This is a genomic window from Anaerovibrio sp. (genome assembly GCF_051866355.1).
Lineage (GTDB): Bacteria > Bacillota > Negativicutes > Selenomonadales > Selenomonadaceae > Anaerovibrio.
Genome location: NZ_JBJDWZ010000057.1, coordinates 1 through 18,933, shown reverse-complemented (window position 1 = coordinate 18,933; position 18,933 = coordinate 1). Strand labels below are relative to the sequence as shown.

The window sequence follows — 18,933 nt, the reverse complement described above, 5'->3', positions numbered from 1 at the left end:
AAAAAAGCTGTACAGCCAAAACTGTACAGCTTTTTCTCTGCCCTGCCGCCTGTGCAGACAGCGGGAAAACGCAATCAGGTCAACAAATTAATAAGCGTTGTTGCAGCCCAGTACGTTCTTAATCTTGTGCTCAACGATAGCCTTGATGTTAGCACGGGCCGGGGTCAGATACTGACGTGGGTCGAAATGCTCCGGATGCTCCATGAAGTGCTGACGGATACCGGCAGTCAGAGCCAGACGCAGATCGGAGTCAACGTTAATCTTGCAGACTGCACTGCGGGCAGCCTTGCGGAGCTGATCCTCCGGGATGCCGATAGCATCATCCAGCTTGCCGCCGTTAGCGTTGATGATCTTTACATACTCAGGTACTACGGAAGAAGCACCGTGGAGAACGATTGGGAAGTTTGGCAGCTTCTTGGTAATCTCCTCCAGAATGTCGAAACGCAGCTCAGGCGGAACCAGAACGCCTTCCTCGTTCAAGGTGCACTGTGCAGGAGTGAACTTGAAAGCGCCATGGCTGGTGCCGATAGCGATAGCCAGGGAGTCAACACCGGTACGGGATACGAACTCCTCAACCTCCTCCGGATGGGTGTACTTTGCATCCTCTGCGGATACGTTTACATCATCCTCTACGCCTGCCAGCTGGCCAAGCTCGCCCTCTACTACTACGCCGTGGGCATGAGCATACTCTACTACCTTCTTGGTAACCGCGATATTGTCCTCAAAGGAATGATGGGAACCATCAATCATAACGGAAGTGAAGCCGCCGTCAATGCAGGACTTGCAGGTCTCAAAATCTGCACCGTGATCCAGATGGAGAGCAACCGGCAGATCAGGATGAACCTCGAGAGCAGCCTTTACCAGATGTACCAGGTACTGATGGTTGGCATACTTGCGAGCACCGGCAGAGCACTGCAGGATTACAGGAGAACGCAGCTCAGCTGCAGCATCAGTGATGCCCTGCACAATCTCCATGTTGTTTACGTTGAATGCACCGATAGCGTAGCCGCCCTCGTATGCTTTCTTGAACATTTCTTTAGTTCCTACTAATGGCATAAAAAAACCCCCTATCAAAATATGTAATCATTATAGCACAGTTTCCTGATAATTAACAGCAATAAAATAAGATTTTTCTTAATTGTAGAGAATTTTGCTTCAAATGTACAAAATAATTTGCACATTTTTTCAACAACCGATAATCATCCTTTATCCGCTATCCGCCAAAAACCGCCATCATGTCCTGCGGCACGTCTGCATAAAGGGAAACCTCCTCACCGGTCAGAGGATTTGCCACCTCAAGATGCAGGGCGTGCAATGCCTGCCGCTGAATCAGTGACGTATCGCCTCCGTATAAGTCATCCCCCAGCAGGGGATGCCCCATTGCCGCCAGATGCACCCGTATCTGATGGGTACGTCCCGTTTCCAGCTGCAGGCGGAGCAGGGACATGCCGCCCCGCCTGGCCAGCGTCCGGTAATGGGTCACTGCCGGCTGTCCGTCACTGCTGCAAATCCTCTGAATAATGCTTTCGGGATGGCGGGAAATCGGCAGGTCTATCGTTCCCTGCAGCTTCGGCATCTCCCCCTTTATCAGGGCGATATAGCTGCGATGAAAAAACTTTCCGGCACTGCCCTGGGTCAGGGCATTCTGCAGCTGCGGCTGCTTTGCCACCAGCACAAGCCCCGTGGTATTGCGGTCAAGGCGGTGCACAGGATGAAAGTCAATCTCCTGCCCCGTCTGCTGATAATAATACAGCAGGCCGTTGCCCAGGGTATTCGCATAATCACCGCCCGTAGGGTGTACCAGCATACCGGCAGGCTTGTTCAGGACAATCATATATTCATCCTCATAGCGTATATCCAGCTGCATGGGCGTCACCGCCAGACGGGTATTCTCAGGAATCCGGCAGGTCAGCACGTCACCGTTTTGCACCATGGCCGTAACGGCCCGTTCCTCCCTGCCGTTGACCAAAAGGGTGCCGTTCCACTTCAGCCGCCGCCACAGCCCATGGGAAAAACCGCATTTCTGACGAAGAAAAGCCCTGACCGGTACAGGGTGCAGAGCTTTTTCATCCTCCATCGAGACAATATATGTTACATCCATGGCTTAGTTCCCACCGCGGAGCCTTTTCACCAGATTAAAGCATACGCTCAGCACAATGGCTGCCACGGTTGCCAAAGACATGCCGCTCAGGGTTACAGTGCCAATGGTAATGCTGGCGGTGCTTACGCCAATGCCCAGCACCACGGCAGTCAGCATCAGATTGATAGGATCATTGTAATCCACCTTGCTCTCCACCAGCACGCGGATACCGGAGGCTGCGATAACGCCGAAGAGCAGCATGGAAACGCCGCCCATAACCGGGGCCGGAATGCTCTGTATAGCAGCGGCCAGCTTGCCGAAGCAGGACAGCAGAATCGCAAAAACAGCCGCACCGCCGATAACCCAGGTACTGAAAACCTTTGTCATGGCCAGAACGCCGATATTCTCACCGTAGGTAGTGTTCGGCGTGGAACCAAAGAAGCCGGAAAGGATGGTGGACAGGCCGTTGCCGATAATCGAGCGATCCAGGCCCGGATCCTTCGTCAGGTCAGCTCCTACAATATTACCTGTCACAATGAGGTGCCCCACATGCTCGGCCACCACCACCAGCGCCGCCGGCAGGATGATGCAGATGGCGTTGAAGTTAAACTCAGGTGTGTAGATGGTCGGCAGGGAAAACCACGGCGCCTTTTCGATTATGCTCAAATCCACAATGCCAAAGGCCAGGGAAACCACATAACCGGATACGATGCCAATAAGAATCGGGATTATCTGCAGAAAACCACGGAAGGCCACCTGGGCAAAAAGCGTAATAGCCAGCGTCATCACGGAAACAACGATAGCGTTCGTGTCCGGCTCCTTGGCGGTCAGGCCTGCCATTCCGGCAGCCACCGGCATCAGCTCAAGGCCGATTACCGCCACGATAGCGCCCATGGCCGCCGGTGGAAAGATAAAATTTATCCAGTCGGTGCCCATGGCCCTTATCAAAAGCCCCACCAGCACAAACACAACGCCGACAGCAATGAATCCGCCCAGTGCCGCCTCGTAGCTGTACTGCGACAGCACCGCAAAGACCGGCGAGATAAAGGCAAAGCTGGAACCAAGGTATGCCGGTATTCTGCCCTTGCACAAAAACAGGTACAAAAGAGTACCTATACCATTAAACAGCAGTACCGTAGCCGGGTTTACATTGAACAGAATCGGCACCAGCACCGTGGAACCGAACATGGCAAAAAGATGCTGCAGGCTCAGAGGAATCGTCTTTTGAATAGGCGGCCTCTGATCCACACGAATTACACCATTATTCTCCAACATACAGATATACACTTCCTTTTTCGCAAAATTTATACTCTAAAAATCTATCATATACTGCAAAAAATGTCCAGTTATATACATTATACAATCCGGCTTTCCCTTCATCACGCCTTTATCTGCTCAAGAATCTGCCTGGCCACAAAAACGCCGCTGGCTGAAGCATGGGACAGGGAGTGGGTCACGCCACTGCCATCACCGATGATATACAGCCCCTTGTACCTGCTCTCCAGATTTTCATCCAGCTCCACCTCCATGTTGTAGAACTTGACCTCCACGCCGTAGAGCAGTGTATCATCATTGGCTGTGCCGGGAGCAATCTTGTCCAGGGCATAAATCATCTCCACAATGCCATCCAGAATCCTCTTTGGCAGTACCAGGCTCAGATCCCCCGGCGACGCCGCCAGCGTCGGTGTCACGAACCCCTCTGCCATGCGCTTCTGCGTGGTGCGGCGCCCCCTCACCAGATCGCCGAAGCGCTGTACCAGAACGCCGCCTCCCAGCATGTTGGACAGGCGGGCAATGCTCTCCCCGTAGCCGTTGCTGTCCTTGAATGGCTCCGAAAAATGCTTGGATACCAGCAGGGCAAAGTTGGTATTGCTGGTCTGCAGTGACTTATCCTCATAGCTGTGACCGTTGACTGTAATAATGCCGTTGGTGTTTTCGCTTACCACGCTGCCATAGGGATTCATGCAGAATGTACGCACTTTGTCCTCAAACTTCTCCGTCCGATAGACAATCTTGCTTTCGTACAGCTCATCCGTCAGATGGGAAAAAATCTCCGCCGGCAGCTCTACCCTGACGCCAATATCCACACGGTTCGACATGGTAGGAATCTCCAGCTCCCTGCAGGTGCGTTCCATCCATTTGCTGCCGCTGCGCCCTACTGACACGATGCACCTGTCGCACTCGTAGCTTTTCTCCGCCGTGCGCACCCGGTAGCCTTCCGCCAGCACATCAATCCCCTCCACCGGCGTCATGAAGAAGAAGTCTACCCTGTCTCTAAGCTCGCTGAAAATATTTTCCAGCACGACGTAGTTTTTATCCGTGCCAAGATGGCGCACGGAAGCATCCAGCAGTTTCAGCTTGTTCTGCATGCAGGTCTTTTTCAGGCCCGTTCCCGCCGTAGAATACATTTTGGTGTCACTGCCGCCATGGCTTGTGTTGATGCCGTCCACGTAGTACATCAGCTCCAGCGCGGTTTCCTTGCCGATGTGCTCATACAGGGTACCGCCGAAATCGTTGGTAATGTTGTACTTTCCATCGGAAAAGGCGCCTGCGCCGCCAAAGCCGTTCATGATGGCGCAGGGACGGCAGTTTATGCAGCTTTTTACCTTTTTGCCATCAATGGGGCATTTGCGCTGTTCCAGTGACCTGCCCGCCTCAAATACCGCCACCTTCAACTCCTTGTTTCCCTGCACCAGCTCATAGGCGGAGAAAATGCCCCCCGGCCCGGCCCCGATAATAATCACATCATACTTCATGTCAATCTCCCTCGCTTCCCGAAAACTATCACAAAAAAACTGCCGCAAAATAGTGTACAAAAACCAACCTGCAGCAGGAACTGCACAATTGGTTATAGACAACTATTTTCGGCAGTTGGTAGAAACATCCTTCCATATCAAAGACCTATATAACCTCGAAGATGTTATCAGAAAAACAGCTATTTGTCAAGCTTTAAGAGCTCCAGAACCTCCTCCTTCGGCTTGACGCCTATGGACCTCCGGGCAATCTTGCCGCCCTTGAACACCATCAGCGTTGGAATGCTCATGACCTCAAAGCGGGTGGCCAGGGCTTCCTGCTCATCCACATTCACCTTGCCTACCTTGATATCGCCGCATTCCCCTGCAATCTCATCCACAACAGGCCCCATCATCCGGCACGGCCCGCACCACTCTGCCCAGAAATCCAGCAGTACCGGCTTGTCCGACTGCAGCACCTCTGCCGCAAAGTTTTCCTCTGTAATTTCAATAACCGCCATTTCAAGCTCCTCCTTACTACATCTGCACAATATCGGCATATCCCTGTCACAACCAGTACACAAGACCCTGCCACAGTCAATATGCAAATCCTTGTCACAGCCAAAACACGAATCAAATCAAAACATGAGGGCACATCATCCCAGAGCCACATCCAGAACCATCATCACGCTGAACCCCACGGCAAACATCAGCGTGCCGATGTTGGAATGATGTCCCACAGACATCTCAGGTATCAGCTCTTCCACCACCACATAAATCATGGCCCCGGCCGCAAAGCTCAGGAGATAGGGCAGTACAGGTATAACCAGGCTGGCAAAAACAATCGTCAGCACCGCCGCCACCGGCTCCACCGCACCGGAAAACACCCCCATGCCGAAGGCCTTCAAAGTGCCTGCGCCCTCTGCCCTGAGAGGCAGTGACACGATCGCCCCCTCCGGGAAATTCTGGATGGCGATGCCTATGGACAGGGCCATGGCCGCAGCAAAGGTTATTTCAGACAGCCCCGACTGCCAGCTGGCGTACACCACACCTACAGCCATGCCCTCCGGAATATTGTGCAGCACCACCGCCAGCACCAGCATGATTCTTTTGGAAAGGCTGCAATGAGGGCCTTCCTGCTCGTCGCTGTTCATATGCAGATGGGGAATGATATGATCCAGCAGCAGCAGGAACAAAATCCCTGCCCACAGGCCGGTTACTGCCGGAATAAACGCCAGCTGCCCCATATCCTCCGACTGCTCCATCGCCGGTATCAAAAGGCTCCAGATGGAGGCAGCCGTCATGACCCCCGCAGCAAAGCCCGTCAGGCTCCTCTGCACCATGTCATTCAGCTGTCCCCGCAGGAAAAACACCATGGCCGCTCCCAGGGATGTACCCAGAAAGGGAATTGCCAGTCCCTGTATCACTTCATTGTTCATAATACGACGTCACCACCTGAGTGAATTATTACTTGATTACATTCTACCACAGAATCAGGATATTTTGTCTGAAAAGCAGAAAAAAATCTACATATTAGCTAAATTTCAATTATTGGTTACTTTATAAAATTAACCGTTATTTTTTTACGAATTTTTTGACTTTTATAGCGCGTAGTGTTAGTATATAGGCGTAATAAGTATTATTTATAATCATTTAGGGGAGTATTGTGATTATAAGCTATTTAAGGGGGTATCTCGTATGTATTCTTTTCTCGCGTGTCTTGCTTTGCTGGTGATAGGATTTTTTATCTACAGCAAGATTGTAGACAATGTTTTCAAACCTACTGATGAGCCAACACCTGCCGTCCGCATCAACGACGGCGTTGACTACATCCCGCTTCCTACCTGGAAGGTGTTTATGATTCAGCTTCTGAATATCGCCGGCCTCGGCCCTATCTTTGGCGCGCTGGGCGGCGCACTCTGGGGGCCGAGCGTATACCTGTGGATCGTCTTCGGTACTATTTTCGCCGGCGGCGTGCACGACTACATGTCCGGCATGATTTCCCTCCGGGAAAACGGCAGGAGCATCTCCGAGGTGGTAGGCAAATACCTGGGCAGCCTGATGCTGCACATCATGCGCCTTTTCTCCGTAGTGCTGCTGGTTCTGGTAGGTACCGTATTCATGACCGGCCCGGCCAACCTGCTGGCCATGCTCACAGGCATGGACCCTACCATGTGGCTGCTGATTGTCCTGGCCTACTACTTTTTGGCAACCCTGCTGCCGATTGACACCCTGATAGCACGCTTCTACCCGCTGTTCGGCGCCTGCCTGCTCGTCATGGCCTTCGGCATCATGTTCGCCATGTTTGCCGGTGTAGGCGGGCATACAATGCCTGAGCTGACCCTCCAGAACCTGCACCCTAAGGATCTGCCAATCTGGCCTCTGATGTTCATCACCGTAGCCTGCGGTGCTGTTTCCGGCTTCCACTCCACCCAGTCCCCTCTCATGGCCCGCTGCCTGAAGAGTGAGCGCATGGCCCGCCCTGTATTCTACGGAGCTATGGTGGCCGAGGGTGTTATTGCCCTTGTATGGGCAGCAGCCGGTGTTACCTTCTACGACAGCACCGGCGGTCTGGCTGCAGCCATGGCCGGTGTAGGCCAGAACAAGGCCGTGTACGAAATCTGCGTAGGCTTCATGGGCTATGTCGGCTCCGTTCTGGCTATGCTGGGCGTTATTGCCTGCCCGATTACCTCCGGCGATACCGCATTCCGCTCCGCCCGCCTGACCCTTGCTGACTGGGTAGGCCTTGAGCAGAGCAACAAGGTTAAGCGTCTGTATCTGGCCGTGCCTCTTCTGGCTATCGGCGGCTTCCTGTCCCAGATTGACTTCACCATCATCTGGCGTTATTTTGCCTGGACAAACCAGACCCTCGCCATGATCGTCCTCTGGACCGGTGCTGTCTACATGTACAGGAAGTTCAAGGGCAGCAAGGCCTATCTGATAGCCGTCATTCCTGCCACCTTCATGTCCGTGGTAACTACCACCTACATTCTTCAGGCCAAGGAAGGCTTGCAGCTTTCTACCGCTATCAGCTACCCGGCCGGCTTCGTGTTCGCGGCGCTGTTCCTGTTCCTCTTCCTGCGGGTGACTGTACTGCAGAAGGAAAGCTGACGATATGCCATTCCTTATCCATGCCGTGCCGACGCAAGGCGGGGCGTACATGAAAATATTTTAACGGTATAAAAAACTAACGGCTGTTGAAACAAAAATACTGTTGCGACAGCCGTTTTTTTATTTACTTTTTTCTGTATACCCTTTATAATATTATTAGAAGAGGTGATTTTATGTATAAATTAGATAAGATAGATAAGGCTCTCCTGAAGCTGCTGCAGGAAAACGGCCGCGCTACAATATCCAGCCTTAGCAATGCAGTTTCCCTGTCCATGCCGGCTGTCAGCGAGCGGGTCAAGCGCCTGGAGTCCTCCGGCGTCATCCAGAAATTCACCACCCTGCTGAACCCTTCCCTTGTGGACAAGCAGCTTATGGCACTGGTGCAGATCGGCTTCGACATGCAGAAGCATGCTGACAGATTCGTCGATTTCGTCGAAACCGAAAGGGACATCAAGGAATGTTACCGCATCACCGGAAACTACGAGTATACGCTGAAGGTACAGACCAACAACACAAGCACCCTGGCAGAGCTTCTGAACCGTATCAAGGCACAGCCGGGCGTCAACAAGACCCACTCCATCGTTGTGCTTTCCTCCATCATTGACAGGCCGTCCGTCACCATAACCTGACAAGGCAACGGGACGCAACGGATAAGAAAAGGCTGAAGAGCGGCATATCACCGCGCTTCAGCCTTTTTGCTGCGCTTATAAAATCGCCCTCTGCCTGTTTGCCTCGTACAGCACAATGGCTGCTGCCGAGGCCACGTTCAAGGACTCCGCCTTGCCGGACATAGGAATGTATACCTTGCTGGCGGCGGCCTCCATAATCTCCGGCGAGATGCCACCACCCTCATTGCCAAACACAATGGCCGTAGGGCTGTTATACTCCGCCAGATAATGCTTCAAAGCCAGCTTGTCCAGAGCCGTGGCAATCATGTTCAGCTCATTGTCATGGCAGGCGTCTATGAAAGCTCCCCGCGTCACATTATCCAAAAACGGGATGTTAAAGATGGAGCCCATCGAGGAGCGTACCACCTTGTCACTAAACAAGTCCACCGTTCCCTCCAGACAGACCACACCGGTACACCCCAGGGCATCTGCCGTCCTGATAATCGTGCCTGCATTGCCGGGATCCTGAATCCCATCCAGAACGGCCAGCAGGGGAGCATCCCCCCGCGGACAGCTCAGCACCTCCCGCCAGGTGAAAAGCCTCTGCCCCATCACCAGCAGTATCCCCTGGCCATTTACCGTATCGGATGCCTTGTTGTACAGCTCCCTTTCCATCTGATATACTGGACAATCCCTTGCCTGCAGCCGCTCCACAATCTGCACTACCCTCGGATTGTCGATGGCGCTGTCACTGACAAAGGCAAACCTCAGCGGCCACTCTGCCTGAACGGCCATTTCAGCCAGGCGCACACCCTCTGCCACAAAAAGGCTTTCCTCCTTGCGGTACTTGTGGGCATGCAGCTTCGATACCAGCTTTATCTTTGCGTTAGCATTGCTCTCTATACGCTCCAGCTTTTTCAATATGCGCTCCTCTCATCAACCAAACCAACAAAATCGACCAACATCATGCAAAAACAGGGCATCGGCGTGCTTCCCCCGGCCCCGCCGCTATTTCAGCATGTTGCTGTAGGCCTCGGCCAGCTTCTTTATATCCATGCCGGTGGTATTGATGCAGACGTTGTAATTCTGACGCGCTCCCCACTTCTGGCCCGTATAAAAATCGTAATACTTGGCACGGCTCTCATCAACATTGGTGATGCGCTTCTTCATTTCCTTCTCCGTCAGCTTTTCCTCCGGGGTGCTGCGCTCCATACAGCGCTTGATGCGGGACGGCATATCGGCATAGATAAATATCTTGAAAGGATTGTAGGAGCGCAGGATATAATCAGCGCACCGCCCCACAATCACGCAGTCAGACTGCTCCGCCAGCTCCTGCAGCACCTCGGTCTGGGCAGTGTACACCGACTCCTCCACCATCAATGGATAATAGACCCCCACCGCCGCAAAGGTGGCACCTATGGTCATAGGAAACAGCGGCATAGGACGCTTCTCCACCACTTCCTTGACATAGCCCTCGGACAAATCCGCCTTGGCGGCAATCTTGCTGATAATCTCCTTGTCATAATACTTGATGCCCAGATTCTCTGCCAGCCTGCAGCCAAATTCACGGCCGCCGCTGCCAAATTCACGGCTGATAGTAATAATTTTGTTCATAAAAATCACTGCCTTTCAAAATGGACTACCATTACCCTGCTTTCTCCATTTCTCTTTATCTTTTCATATATAATTCAACAAAAACAGTGAAAATCCTTCTTTTGAGCGTGAAAAAAGGCGCCAAAACCTTAAAAAAGTCTTAACGCCTCATAATCTTTACGTTCAGGCAGTCTGCCTGCCATTCTTGCCGCCTGCTTTCCTGGAAACCACAAAGCCAATCAGCACGCCCAGAAGGGCAGGAACCAGCCAGCCCAGGCTGACGGAGTACAGCGGCAGGTACATGGACAAAATCTCCTGCAGTCCGCTCAGGTGGATGTCAGCCGCCTGCAGTCCATCCAGAACACTGAATGGCAGTGTCAGGCCGATGCTCCAGCGGTACACGCCCCTGCTGGAACCCAGCTGGCTGTCAAACAGGGAAACCAGAACCAGCACGATAAAAATCGGATACAGGGCCACCAGAAACGGCACCGATATGCGGATAAGCTCCGTAAGCCCCACATTGGAGGCCAGAAAGCTGAAAAACACGGCAATCCGCAGCAGCGCCTTGTAGCTGACCCTGCCATCGAACACGTACTGATAATAGCTGGCAAAGGCCGAGCTGACACCGATGCTGGTAGTCAGGCAGGCAAAGCCGATAATGAAGGCCAGCACTATCTTGCCGGTATCACCAAAAAACACATAGGTGGCAGTGGACAGGATAATGCCGCCGTTGGCCGAATACCCCAGCACCGACGGGCAGGTTGCTCCGAGATAAGCCAGGGACACATAGACGAGGCCCATCAGGACCACCGCCACCACACAGGCCTTGATACAGGCCCGGCAGATAGCAGAGTTCTCCGTCAGCCCCTTCTGCCTGATGGCCGTAATGGCCAGCGTGGCAAAAGGCAGGGCCGCCAGCATGTCCATGGTCAGGTAGCCATTGATAAAGCCGGAGGCAAAAGGAGAAACGGCATATTCCTCTATGGGCGCCAGAATCCTGCCGATAGGCTCATAATACGTACGCGCAAAAAGCAGGCACAGGAAAAAGAGCAGCAGCGGGCTCAGCACCTTGCCCACGCGATCCACAATCATGCTCGGATTGGCCGCCAGCCAATAAGTGACCAGAAAGAACACCGCCGTGTATATCAGCTCACCTGTATTCACCGCATCAACGGCCAGAAACGGCTTGATGCCAATCTCAAAGGACACCGCTCCCGTCCGCGGCACCGCAAACAGCGGTCCGATAGTCAGATACAGCAACCCGAAGGAAACTGCCCTGAACACGGGATGCACCCTGTCGTCTATCAGCTGCGTATAACGTCCGCCATGCCTGGCCGTAGCAATCAGCCCCAGCAGGGGCAGGCCGATGCCGGTAGCCAGGAAGCCGGCCATGGCGATAGGAAAGCTGGTGCCCGCATTCTGGGCCAGATAAGGCGGAAAAATCAGGTTGCCGGCACCAAAGAAAATGGAAAACACCATAAAGCCTACGGACAACAGCTCCATCTTGGATAAATTCTGCATCAAAAGCACCTCTATTACATTGCGTCAGCAGGTGTTGCTGCACCGCAAAACCCATTGCACTTGCAAATTTTTATTACATTGCAAAAAAGAGCTGCGCAAGCAGCTCTTTTATCGTCATAACAGCTCACAATGCTGTGTATTACAGGTTCTCCTTGGCAACAGCTACCATCTGGGCAAATGCGTTTGCATCATTGATTGCCAGATCAGCCAGCATCTTGCGGTTTACCTCAACACCGGCCTTGGTCAGGCCTGCAACCAGACGGCTGTAGGAAATGCCATTAGCACGAGCTGCAGCATTGATACGGGCAATCCAGAGACGACGGAATACGCCCTTCTTGGCACGACGGTCGCGGCGTGCATAGTAGAGAGCCTTCATAACGGTCTCATTTGCCTTCTTAAACTGCTTGCTCTTGGCACCCTTGTAGCCCTTTGCTAACTTCAAAATCTTCTTATGACGTCTATGTGCACTCACACCAGTTCTTACTCTTGGCATGTTCTTATCCTCCTAAAAATAAAGTAATCAATCAATCCTTATGCGTATGGCAGGCACTTCATAGCGCGCTTCTTGTCAGCAGCGACTACCAGAGCAGCCTTGCGCAGGTTACGCTTGCGCTTCGGAGACTTCTTCTCCAGGATATGGCTCTTATAAGCCTTATTTCTTCTAATTTCGCCACTACCTGTTAAAGTAAAGCGCTTTGCAGCAGCTCTGCGAGTCTTCATCTTCTGCATTACTGTTTTCCTCCTTTAGATGCGGCCTTTGGGGCCAGAATCATAATCATATTTTTACCTTCAAGCTTAGCATCTCTTTCAATAGATACTGAATCCTTCAACTGCTCTGCAACCCGGCCGAGAATCTCACGGCCCAGCTCAGGATGGGACAGCTCACGGCCACGGAACATAATCGTTACCTTGACCTTGTTTCCCTCTTCAAGGAAACGTACTGCATTCTTCAGCTTGACGTCAAAATCATGCTGTTCAATATTTGGACGCAGTTTCACCTCTTTCACAGAGATGACCTTCTGCTTCTTGCGGGCTTCCTTTTCCCGCTTCTGCTGTTCATATCTATACTTACCGAAGTCCATAATGCGGCACACAGGCGGCTTCGCCTTCGGCGCAATCTCCACCAGATCAAGATGCTGATCCATGGCCATCTGCAGTGCCTCACGCACCTGCATAATGCCCAGGGTCTGCCCCTCCGCATCGGTTACACGGATTTCTCCGCCGCGAACCCGGATTTCCTCGTTGATTCTTGCAATTTCCTTAGCTATGAAAATACACCTCCCTGCAGATATTTACAAACGGCGTCATTACAGCAGCACCGCCCAAAACAAAATAGAGGCGGCACAAAGCCACCTCTACCAAAAAATCTGATATAAAACCCGACTGATTCCTACCAGCAGGTGAGAAGTGGCAACTTCTGCTTCAATCACTTTGCATATCATAGCACACAGGATAATTCCTGTCAACTACTTTTCCTTATTTTTGTAAAAAATTCAAAGCTCAGTATTTTTCAGACTTGGACGCAATATTCGCCTGAATGTAGGCAATAAACTCGTCCACAGGCATGGTGCTGGTTTCCTTCTCACCGTGCTTGCGCATATTGACAGTACCTGCCTCCATCTCCTGATCGCCTACTACCAGCATATAAGGAATTTTCTTTACCTGTGCTTCGCGCATCTTGTAGCCGACCTTTTCATTGCGGTCATCCACCTCTACGCGCAGACCCAGGTCAAACATTTTCTTTTTCAGCTCGAAGGCATAGTCCATGTGCCTGTCGGTAATCGGCAGTATCTTCACCTGCACAGGTGCCAGCCAGGTCGGGAAAGCACCGGCGTAGTTCTCAATCAGGATGCCGATAAAACGCTCAATGGAGCCATATACCACGCGGTGAATCATGACAGGACGATGCTTCTGGCCGTCCTCACCCACATAGGTCAGGTCAAACTTCTCCGGCAGCTGCATATCCAGCTGAATGGTGCCGCACTGCCAGGTACGCCCGATGGAGTCTTTCAGGTGGAAGTCAATCTTCGGGCCATAGAAGGCGCCGTCACCCTCGTTGACAATATAGTCCAGCCCGCGATGCTCCAAGGCGTTGCGCAGGCCGTTGGTAGCCAGCTCCCACATATCATCAGAGCCCATGGAATCCTCCGGGCGGGTGGAAAGCTCGGCATGATATTTCAGGCCGAAGGTGCTGTACACTTCATCAAAGAGGTTGATGACATTCTGAATCTCCCCTTCTATCTGGTCAGGGGTCATAAAGATATGGGCATCATCCTGAGTGAAGTTGCGCACACGGAAGAGACCGTGCAAAGCGCCGGACAGCTCGTGGCGATGCACCAGTCCCAGCTCGCCGGCGCGCAGCGGCAGGTCGCGATAGCTGTGCTGCTGGGTCTTGTATACCAGCATGCCGCCAGGGCAGTTCATAGGCTTGATGGCATAATCCTCATCATCAATCTCGGTGAAGTACATATTTTCCTTGTAATGAGCCCAGTGCCCGGACTGCTCCCACAGCTGTCGGTTCAGAATCATCGGCGTCTTGATTTCCTGATAGCCGTAGCGGCGATGAACCTCGCGCCAGTAATTAATCAGCTCGTTGCGGATTACCATGCCATTCGGATGGAAGAACGGGAACCCGGGGCCTTCCTCATGAATGCTGAAAAGATCCAGCTCCTTGCCCAGCTTGCGGTGGTCGCGCTTGGCGGCCTCCTCCAGCATTTTGAGATATGCCTCCAGCTCCTCCTTCTTCTCAAAGGCAGTGCCGTATACGCGCTGCAGCATCTTGTTCTTCTCACTGCCGCGCCAGTAAGCACCGGCCACGCTCTGCAGCTTCAGCGCCTTTACCTTGCCGGTGGAGGCCACATGAGGGCCTGCACACAGATCCGTGAACTCGCCCTGGGTATACAGGGAAATCTCCGCTTCCTCCGGCAGATCATTTATCAGCTCCACCTTGTAGCTTTCCCCGGCAGCCCTGAACATGTCAAGCGCTTCCTGACGGCTTACCAGCCTGCGCTCCAGCTTCAGATTTTCCTTGACAATCTTGTGCATTTCCTTCTCGATGTCCTTCAAATCCTCATCTGTCAGGCGCTTTTCCATGTCAATATCATAATAGAAGCCGTTCTCGATGGCAGGGCCGATAGCCAGCTGTACATTTTCTTCCTTATACAGGCGCTTGATTGCCTGGGCCAGAATATGCGAGGCCGTGTGGCGCAGTGCATGACGGCCGCCCTCATCCTCAAAGGTCAGGAACTGCACCCTGCAATCCCTGTCAAGAACTGTTGACACATCCATTGTTTTATCATCAATGCTGACAGCCAGCACCTTTTTTGCCAAACTGTTGCTGATAGATTTTGCCAGCTCTATCGCACTGATACCAGCCTCCGCCTCTCGGATGGAGCCATCCGGCATAGTCAATTTAATCATCTTAACCCTCCTATATAATCAAAGAAATTTATTATTTCTTTTAAAGTACCAGCTTCCATTATAGTATTTACATGAACTTATTGCAAGTTTATACGAAAGAAGCCTGCTGAAAATTCCTTCAAGCATCAGTATAGCTGACATAAGCAATAGCCTGCCAGGGGAAATTTGCTTTTTCGGTTTTAATAAGAACTATACTGCTGAAAAAAGTTTTGGTAAATTTGTTCCGAAATTACTTGTCAAGAACGATTTTTCGTGTTATTATATACACAAACAGATATATCACGAACCTCTCTTTCACGAAGAAGGGTTTTCTTTCTTCGTTCCCGCGCCTGCTCTGCAGGCCTGCCACCAGTCCGAAAAAAATGATTAGGAGATGTGAAAAATGAAAAAGCTGCTTGCAACCCTGCTGATAACTCTTGCCTTTCTGGCCCCGATGCACCTGGACAATGAATACCTGCGCGCTGATACCTTTGCCGCCGTAACCGTACAGCAGGGAGAAAATCTCCATGACCTGGCTGGCAGATACACTGTAAACGAAAAGGACAAGGCACAGCTCATAGAGGCCATCTGCGAAATCAACGGCTTGCAGGCAGATGCCGTCCTGCAGTCAGGACGCCGCATTCAGGTGCCTGTGCTTTCCCCTGCCGACAGCAATGCCATCGCCCAAAAATAAACATAAAAAATGACCACCATCGCCGCTACGCATTTTTCATAGAGCGCCCTCATGGTGGTCATTTTCATTTTTCGTACAGCTTTTAGTTTTCCTCCAGCAGCTCCATCAGCTCGTCATAATCCCTTTTCAGGCTTTCATGCTCTGCCTTTAGTGCCTCGTACCTGCGGGACTGCTCCTGCTGCAGGAGGGATATCTCCCGGCTATACTTCTGCTGCAGGAGGGACATTTCCTGGCTGTGCTTCTGCCGGATGCCGCTTATCTCCTGATTATACTTCTGCTGCAGGCCGTTTATCTCCTGACTATGCTTCTGCTGCAGGCCGGACATTTCCTGCCGGATACCGGTTATTTCCTGGCTGTGCTTCTGCTGCAGGCCGTGCAGGCGGTCGGCATGCTGGCCGTTCAGGCGGGACACTTCCTCCTGATGACGGGAATTTATGCCGTCCACTTCCTCACTGTGCCGACGCCTTAATGCCGCCAGCTCTTCCCTGCACTCTGCCAGTTCCTCCGCATGCTGCAGCTTCAGCCTGTCATAAGCGGCCTTTGCCTCGGACCGGCTTGCCGCCAGCTCTTCTGCCAGCTGCAAGGCCGTCAGTATGCTTACATTAAGCGGATTAATCCTTTTGAGATGGCCGGCTGTTTCCTGCATCCTGGCATCCAGCAGGGCCGCCAGCTCTTTCAGCTGCCCTGCTTCATTGTCACTGCTTTTCAGCTTATAACGGTTTCCCAGAATAGTTACATCCACTATTGCTGCCATAGGCATCACCCTCTAAGTTCTGCGTCAAACTCCTTCTGTACAGCCTCCAGAATCTTCTGGAAGCCCTCATCTGCCTCTGCATCCGTCAAGGTCTTGTCATTGGACTGGAACTGTATGCTGAAGGCCATGGACTTCCTGCCTGCAGCAATCTGCTTGCCCTGATATACATCGAACAGGGTAACTCCGTTAAAGAACTGGCCGCCATTTTTGGCAATGGTGCGCTCAATCTCCGCCGCGCTGACATTCTCATCCACCAGCATAGCCAGGTCACGGCTGATGCCCGGATAGCGAGGCAGCGCTGCACAGCTGTTTTTGGTAACGGTGTACTTCAGCAGAGTAAGGAGGTCCATCTCAAAGATATACGCCTTCTTGCTGATGCCAAAGCTCTCAGCCACCTTCGGATGCAGCTCGCCCACTGCGGCAATAACCTCCTTGCCCTTTTTGAAGAGAGCGGTCTTGCCCGGATGCATGGCGGTATACTCGCCTGCCTCCACCTGATAACGGCTGATTTCCAGCATTTCCAGAAGATCCTCCACAATGCCCTTGGCATCGTAAAAATCAATCGGCGCGCTGTCGTTGCTCCAGCCCACAGGATTGCGGCGGCCGGTCATAAAGCCTGCCACCTTCACAACCTCCCGCGGCAGCTCCGTCAGCGGCAGGGCCTTTGGATAAAATACAGGTGCCACATCGTAAATCTTGATATCCTCATTCTTCCTTGACAGGTTGCGGACAGCATTCTCCAGCACACTGCCCAAAAGCGTGGTGCGCACCAGCGGGAATTCATCTGTCAGAGGATTCATAATAGGGATGGCCTTCCGCAGGCTGCTGTCCTCCGGCAATTCCATTTTATCAAAAATCTCAGGGCTGGTAAAGCTGAAAGAAACCTCCTCGCACATTCCCATGTGGCTGAGTGCCAGCTTTACGCGGTCAGCAAAGGACTGCAAAGGGCCCTGACCGCCCTGGGTTACATTCCCCCGCGGCGTGGTGGAGGCAATATTGTCAAAACCGTGAATACGGGCGATTTCCTCGGACAAATCCTCCATAAAGGTTACATCGTTGCGCCAGGACGGAACCTCCACGCTGTAAGTGCCGTTCCCCTGATCGCTTACCTTGAAATACAGCTTTTCCAGAATTTCAATCATTCTGTCAGCAGGGAGCTCCGTGCCCAGACGGCTGTTAATCTGCTCTGCTGTAAAGGTCACATGGACAGGCTCCTTGGCAACAGGATAAACATCCACGATGCCCTGAGTGACGGTGCATGCCCCCATGTCCTGCAGAAGCTGTGCCGCCCTGTCGAGGGCGCGGACAGTAGCCGTTACATCCGTACCGCGCTCAAAGCGGCCGGAAGCCTCGGAATGAAGGCCGCAGGCACGGGCGGTACGGCGGATGCTGGCACCATTGAAGCAGGCTGCCTCCAGCACAATGGTAGTTGTCTTGTCTGTCACCTCGGACTCAAGGCCGCCCATGACACCTGCCAGGCCGGCCGGCTTCTCACTGTCAGCGATAACCAGCTCATTGCCTCTGGCCAGACGCTCGGAGTCGTCGAGGGTATGAAGGTTTTCCCCCTCCACGGCACGGCGGGCGGTCAGGCTGTGGCCTGCCACCTGGTCATAGTCATAGGCATGCATCGGCTGGCCCAGCTCCACCATGACAAAGTTAGTGACATCCACCACATTGTTGATGGCACGGATACCGGCGCCCTCCAGGCGCTGCTGCATCCATTTCGGCGAAGGGGCAATCCTGACATTTTTCAGTACGCGGGCAGAAAAACGGCTGCAGAGGTCATCAGCCTCAATGCCGATTTTAATCATATCGTCAGCTTTGGCAGCATCGTCCTCCTTCACCCGGATTTCCGGCCACTTCGGCTCATTGCCGGTGAGGATGGCCACCTCGCGCACCAGTCCCAGCACGCTGAAACAGTCACCGCGGTTGGCAGTCAGCTCAAACTCCAGCACCACATCATCCAGCCCCAGCACGGAGCTGGCAGGAATGCCAATCGGAGTATCTTCCGGCAGGATATAGATACCCTCGGTCTGCTCCTTGGGCAGAACAGTCACATCCAGTTTCAGTTCCTCGGCAGAGCAGAGCATGCCGTTGGACTGCACGCCGCGAAGCTTGCCCTTGGAAATCTTCTGGCCGTTAGGGAGCTTCGCGCCGATCATGGCCACCGGCACAATCTGCCCTTCCTTTACATTCTGCGCACCTGTCACAATCTGAACCGGCTCCTCCCCGCCCACATTCATGGTTGTAACAACCATGTGGTCAGAATCTGGATGCGCCACAATCTTCTCAATCCTGCCGGTAACGACCTTTTCCAGCCCTTCATCGGCACGAATCACATTCTCTACCGGAATACCTGCCATAGTCAGCTTGTCAGCCAGCTCCTCGGCAGTTTCCGTGAAATCTATATAATCATGAAGCCATTTTACAGATACCTGCAT

General features: G+C 52.7%; 18 protein-coding genes and 1 riboswitch. Of the genes, 3 read left to right on the top strand and 15 right to left on the bottom strand.

Going from position 1 to position 18,933, the window contains the following annotated elements; genetic code table 11:
* Nucleotides 1–87 precede the first annotated feature (87 nt).
* From fba to ACI3UA_RS03390, 6 genes are all read right to left on the bottom strand, one after another.
* Entirely contained in the window at nt 88–1,056 is a 969-nt protein-coding gene (fba, locus tag ACI3UA_RS03415) for a class II fructose-1,6-bisphosphate aldolase (RefSeq protein WP_439723425.1), read from the bottom strand.
* Nucleotides 1,057–1,213: 157 nt separating this feature from the next.
* A complete protein-coding gene (locus tag ACI3UA_RS03410) occupies nt 1,214–2,101 on the bottom strand; it encodes an RluA family pseudouridine synthase (RefSeq protein ID WP_439723424.1) in 888 nt (295 codons plus the stop codon).
* Between the two features lie 3 nt (nt 2,102–2,104).
* Nucleotides 2,105–3,355 (bottom strand): uracil permease, encoded by a 1,251-nt coding sequence (uraA, locus tag ACI3UA_RS03405; RefSeq protein ID WP_439723423.1) that lies wholly within the window; start codon nt 3,353–3,355, stop codon nt 2,105–2,107.
* Nucleotides 3,356–3,459: 104 nt separating this feature from the next.
* Complete coding sequence (locus tag ACI3UA_RS03400; RefSeq protein ID WP_439723422.1) at nt 3,460–4,896, bottom strand: NAD(P)/FAD-dependent oxidoreductase; 1,437 nt, start codon at nt 4,894–4,896, stop codon at nt 3,460–3,462.
* A gap of 15 nt (nt 4,897–4,911) precedes the next feature.
* Nucleotides 4,912–5,009: riboswitch (purine riboswitch) on the bottom strand.
* 6 nt (nt 5,010–5,015) lie between these two features.
* On the bottom strand, nt 5,016–5,333 hold the full coding sequence (gene trxA / locus ACI3UA_RS03395; RefSeq protein WP_439723421.1) for a thioredoxin: 318 nt from the start codon (nt 5,331–5,333) through the stop codon (nt 5,016–5,018).
* Between the two features lie 135 nt (nt 5,334–5,468).
* Complete coding sequence (locus ACI3UA_RS03390; protein ID WP_439723420.1) at nt 5,469–6,251, bottom strand: ZIP family metal transporter; 783 nt, start codon at nt 6,249–6,251, stop codon at nt 5,469–5,471.
* Nucleotides 6,252–6,510: 259 nt separating this feature from the next.
* Between ACI3UA_RS03390 and ACI3UA_RS03385 the strand changes: the two genes are divergently transcribed.
* A complete protein-coding gene (locus ACI3UA_RS03385; RefSeq protein ID WP_439723419.1) occupies nt 6,511–7,923 on the top strand; it encodes a carbon starvation CstA family protein in 1,413 nt (470 codons plus the stop codon).
* A gap of 173 nt (nt 7,924–8,096) precedes the next feature.
* Nucleotides 8,097–8,552: an Lrp/AsnC family transcriptional regulator gene (locus ACI3UA_RS03380; protein ID WP_439723418.1), complete on the top strand. Its 456-nt coding sequence runs from the start codon at nt 8,097–8,099 to the stop codon at nt 8,550–8,552.
* A 75-nt stretch (nt 8,553–8,627) separates the two neighbouring features.
* Here ACI3UA_RS03380 and ACI3UA_RS03375 read toward each other — a convergent pair whose 3' ends face one another.
* From ACI3UA_RS03375 to thrS, 7 genes are all read right to left on the bottom strand, one after another.
* A complete protein-coding gene (locus tag ACI3UA_RS03375; protein ID WP_439723417.1) occupies nt 8,628–9,452 on the bottom strand; it encodes a TrmH family RNA methyltransferase in 825 nt (274 codons plus the stop codon).
* An 87-nt stretch (nt 9,453–9,539) separates the two neighbouring features.
* Nucleotides 9,540–10,145 (bottom strand): AAA family ATPase, encoded by a 606-nt coding sequence (locus tag ACI3UA_RS03370; protein WP_439723416.1) that lies wholly within the window; start codon nt 10,143–10,145, stop codon nt 9,540–9,542.
* Between the two features lie 162 nt (nt 10,146–10,307).
* On the bottom strand, nt 10,308–11,645 hold the full coding sequence (brnQ, locus tag ACI3UA_RS03365; protein ID WP_439723415.1) for a branched-chain amino acid transport system II carrier protein: 1,338 nt from the start codon (nt 11,643–11,645) through the stop codon (nt 10,308–10,310).
* 139 nt (nt 11,646–11,784) lie between these two features.
* A complete protein-coding gene (gene rplT, locus ACI3UA_RS03360) occupies nt 11,785–12,138 on the bottom strand; it encodes a 50S ribosomal protein L20 (protein ID WP_439723414.1) in 354 nt (117 codons plus the stop codon).
* A 38-nt stretch (nt 12,139–12,176) separates the two neighbouring features.
* A complete protein-coding gene (gene rpmI / locus ACI3UA_RS03355) occupies nt 12,177–12,374 on the bottom strand; it encodes a 50S ribosomal protein L35 (RefSeq protein ID WP_154405306.1) in 198 nt (65 codons plus the stop codon).
* Nucleotides 12,374–12,919: a translation initiation factor IF-3 gene (gene infC, locus ACI3UA_RS03350; RefSeq protein ID WP_439723426.1), complete on the bottom strand. Its 546-nt coding sequence runs from the start codon at nt 12,917–12,919 to the stop codon at nt 12,374–12,376. The genes rpmI and infC overlap by 1 nt, the downstream gene beginning before the upstream one ends.
* Before the next feature lie 226 nt (nt 12,920–13,145).
* Nucleotides 13,146–15,065, bottom strand: coding sequence for a threonine--tRNA ligase (gene thrS, locus ACI3UA_RS03345; protein WP_439723413.1), 1,920 nt, complete (start codon nt 15,063–15,065; stop codon nt 13,146–13,148).
* A gap of 382 nt (nt 15,066–15,447) precedes the next feature.
* Here thrS and ACI3UA_RS03340 point away from each other — a divergent pair, with 382 nt between their 5' ends.
* Nucleotides 15,448–15,738 carry a LysM peptidoglycan-binding domain-containing protein gene (locus tag ACI3UA_RS03340; RefSeq protein WP_439723412.1) on the top strand — a complete coding sequence of 97 codons (291 nt, stop codon included), beginning with the start codon at nt 15,448–15,450 and terminating at the stop codon, nt 15,736–15,738.
* Nucleotides 15,739–15,820: 82 nt separating this feature from the next.
* Here ACI3UA_RS03340 and zapA read toward each other — a convergent pair whose 3' ends face one another.
* Nucleotides 15,821–16,492, bottom strand: a complete 672-nt coding sequence (gene zapA, locus ACI3UA_RS03335) for a cell division protein ZapA (RefSeq protein ID WP_439723411.1) — start codon at nt 16,490–16,492, stop codon at nt 15,821–15,823.
* Between the two features lie 5 nt (nt 16,493–16,497).
* A partial coding sequence (gene pheT / locus ACI3UA_RS03330) for a phenylalanine--tRNA ligase subunit beta (protein ID WP_439723410.1) occupies nt 16,498–18,933 on the bottom strand: 2,436 nt, incomplete at its 5' end.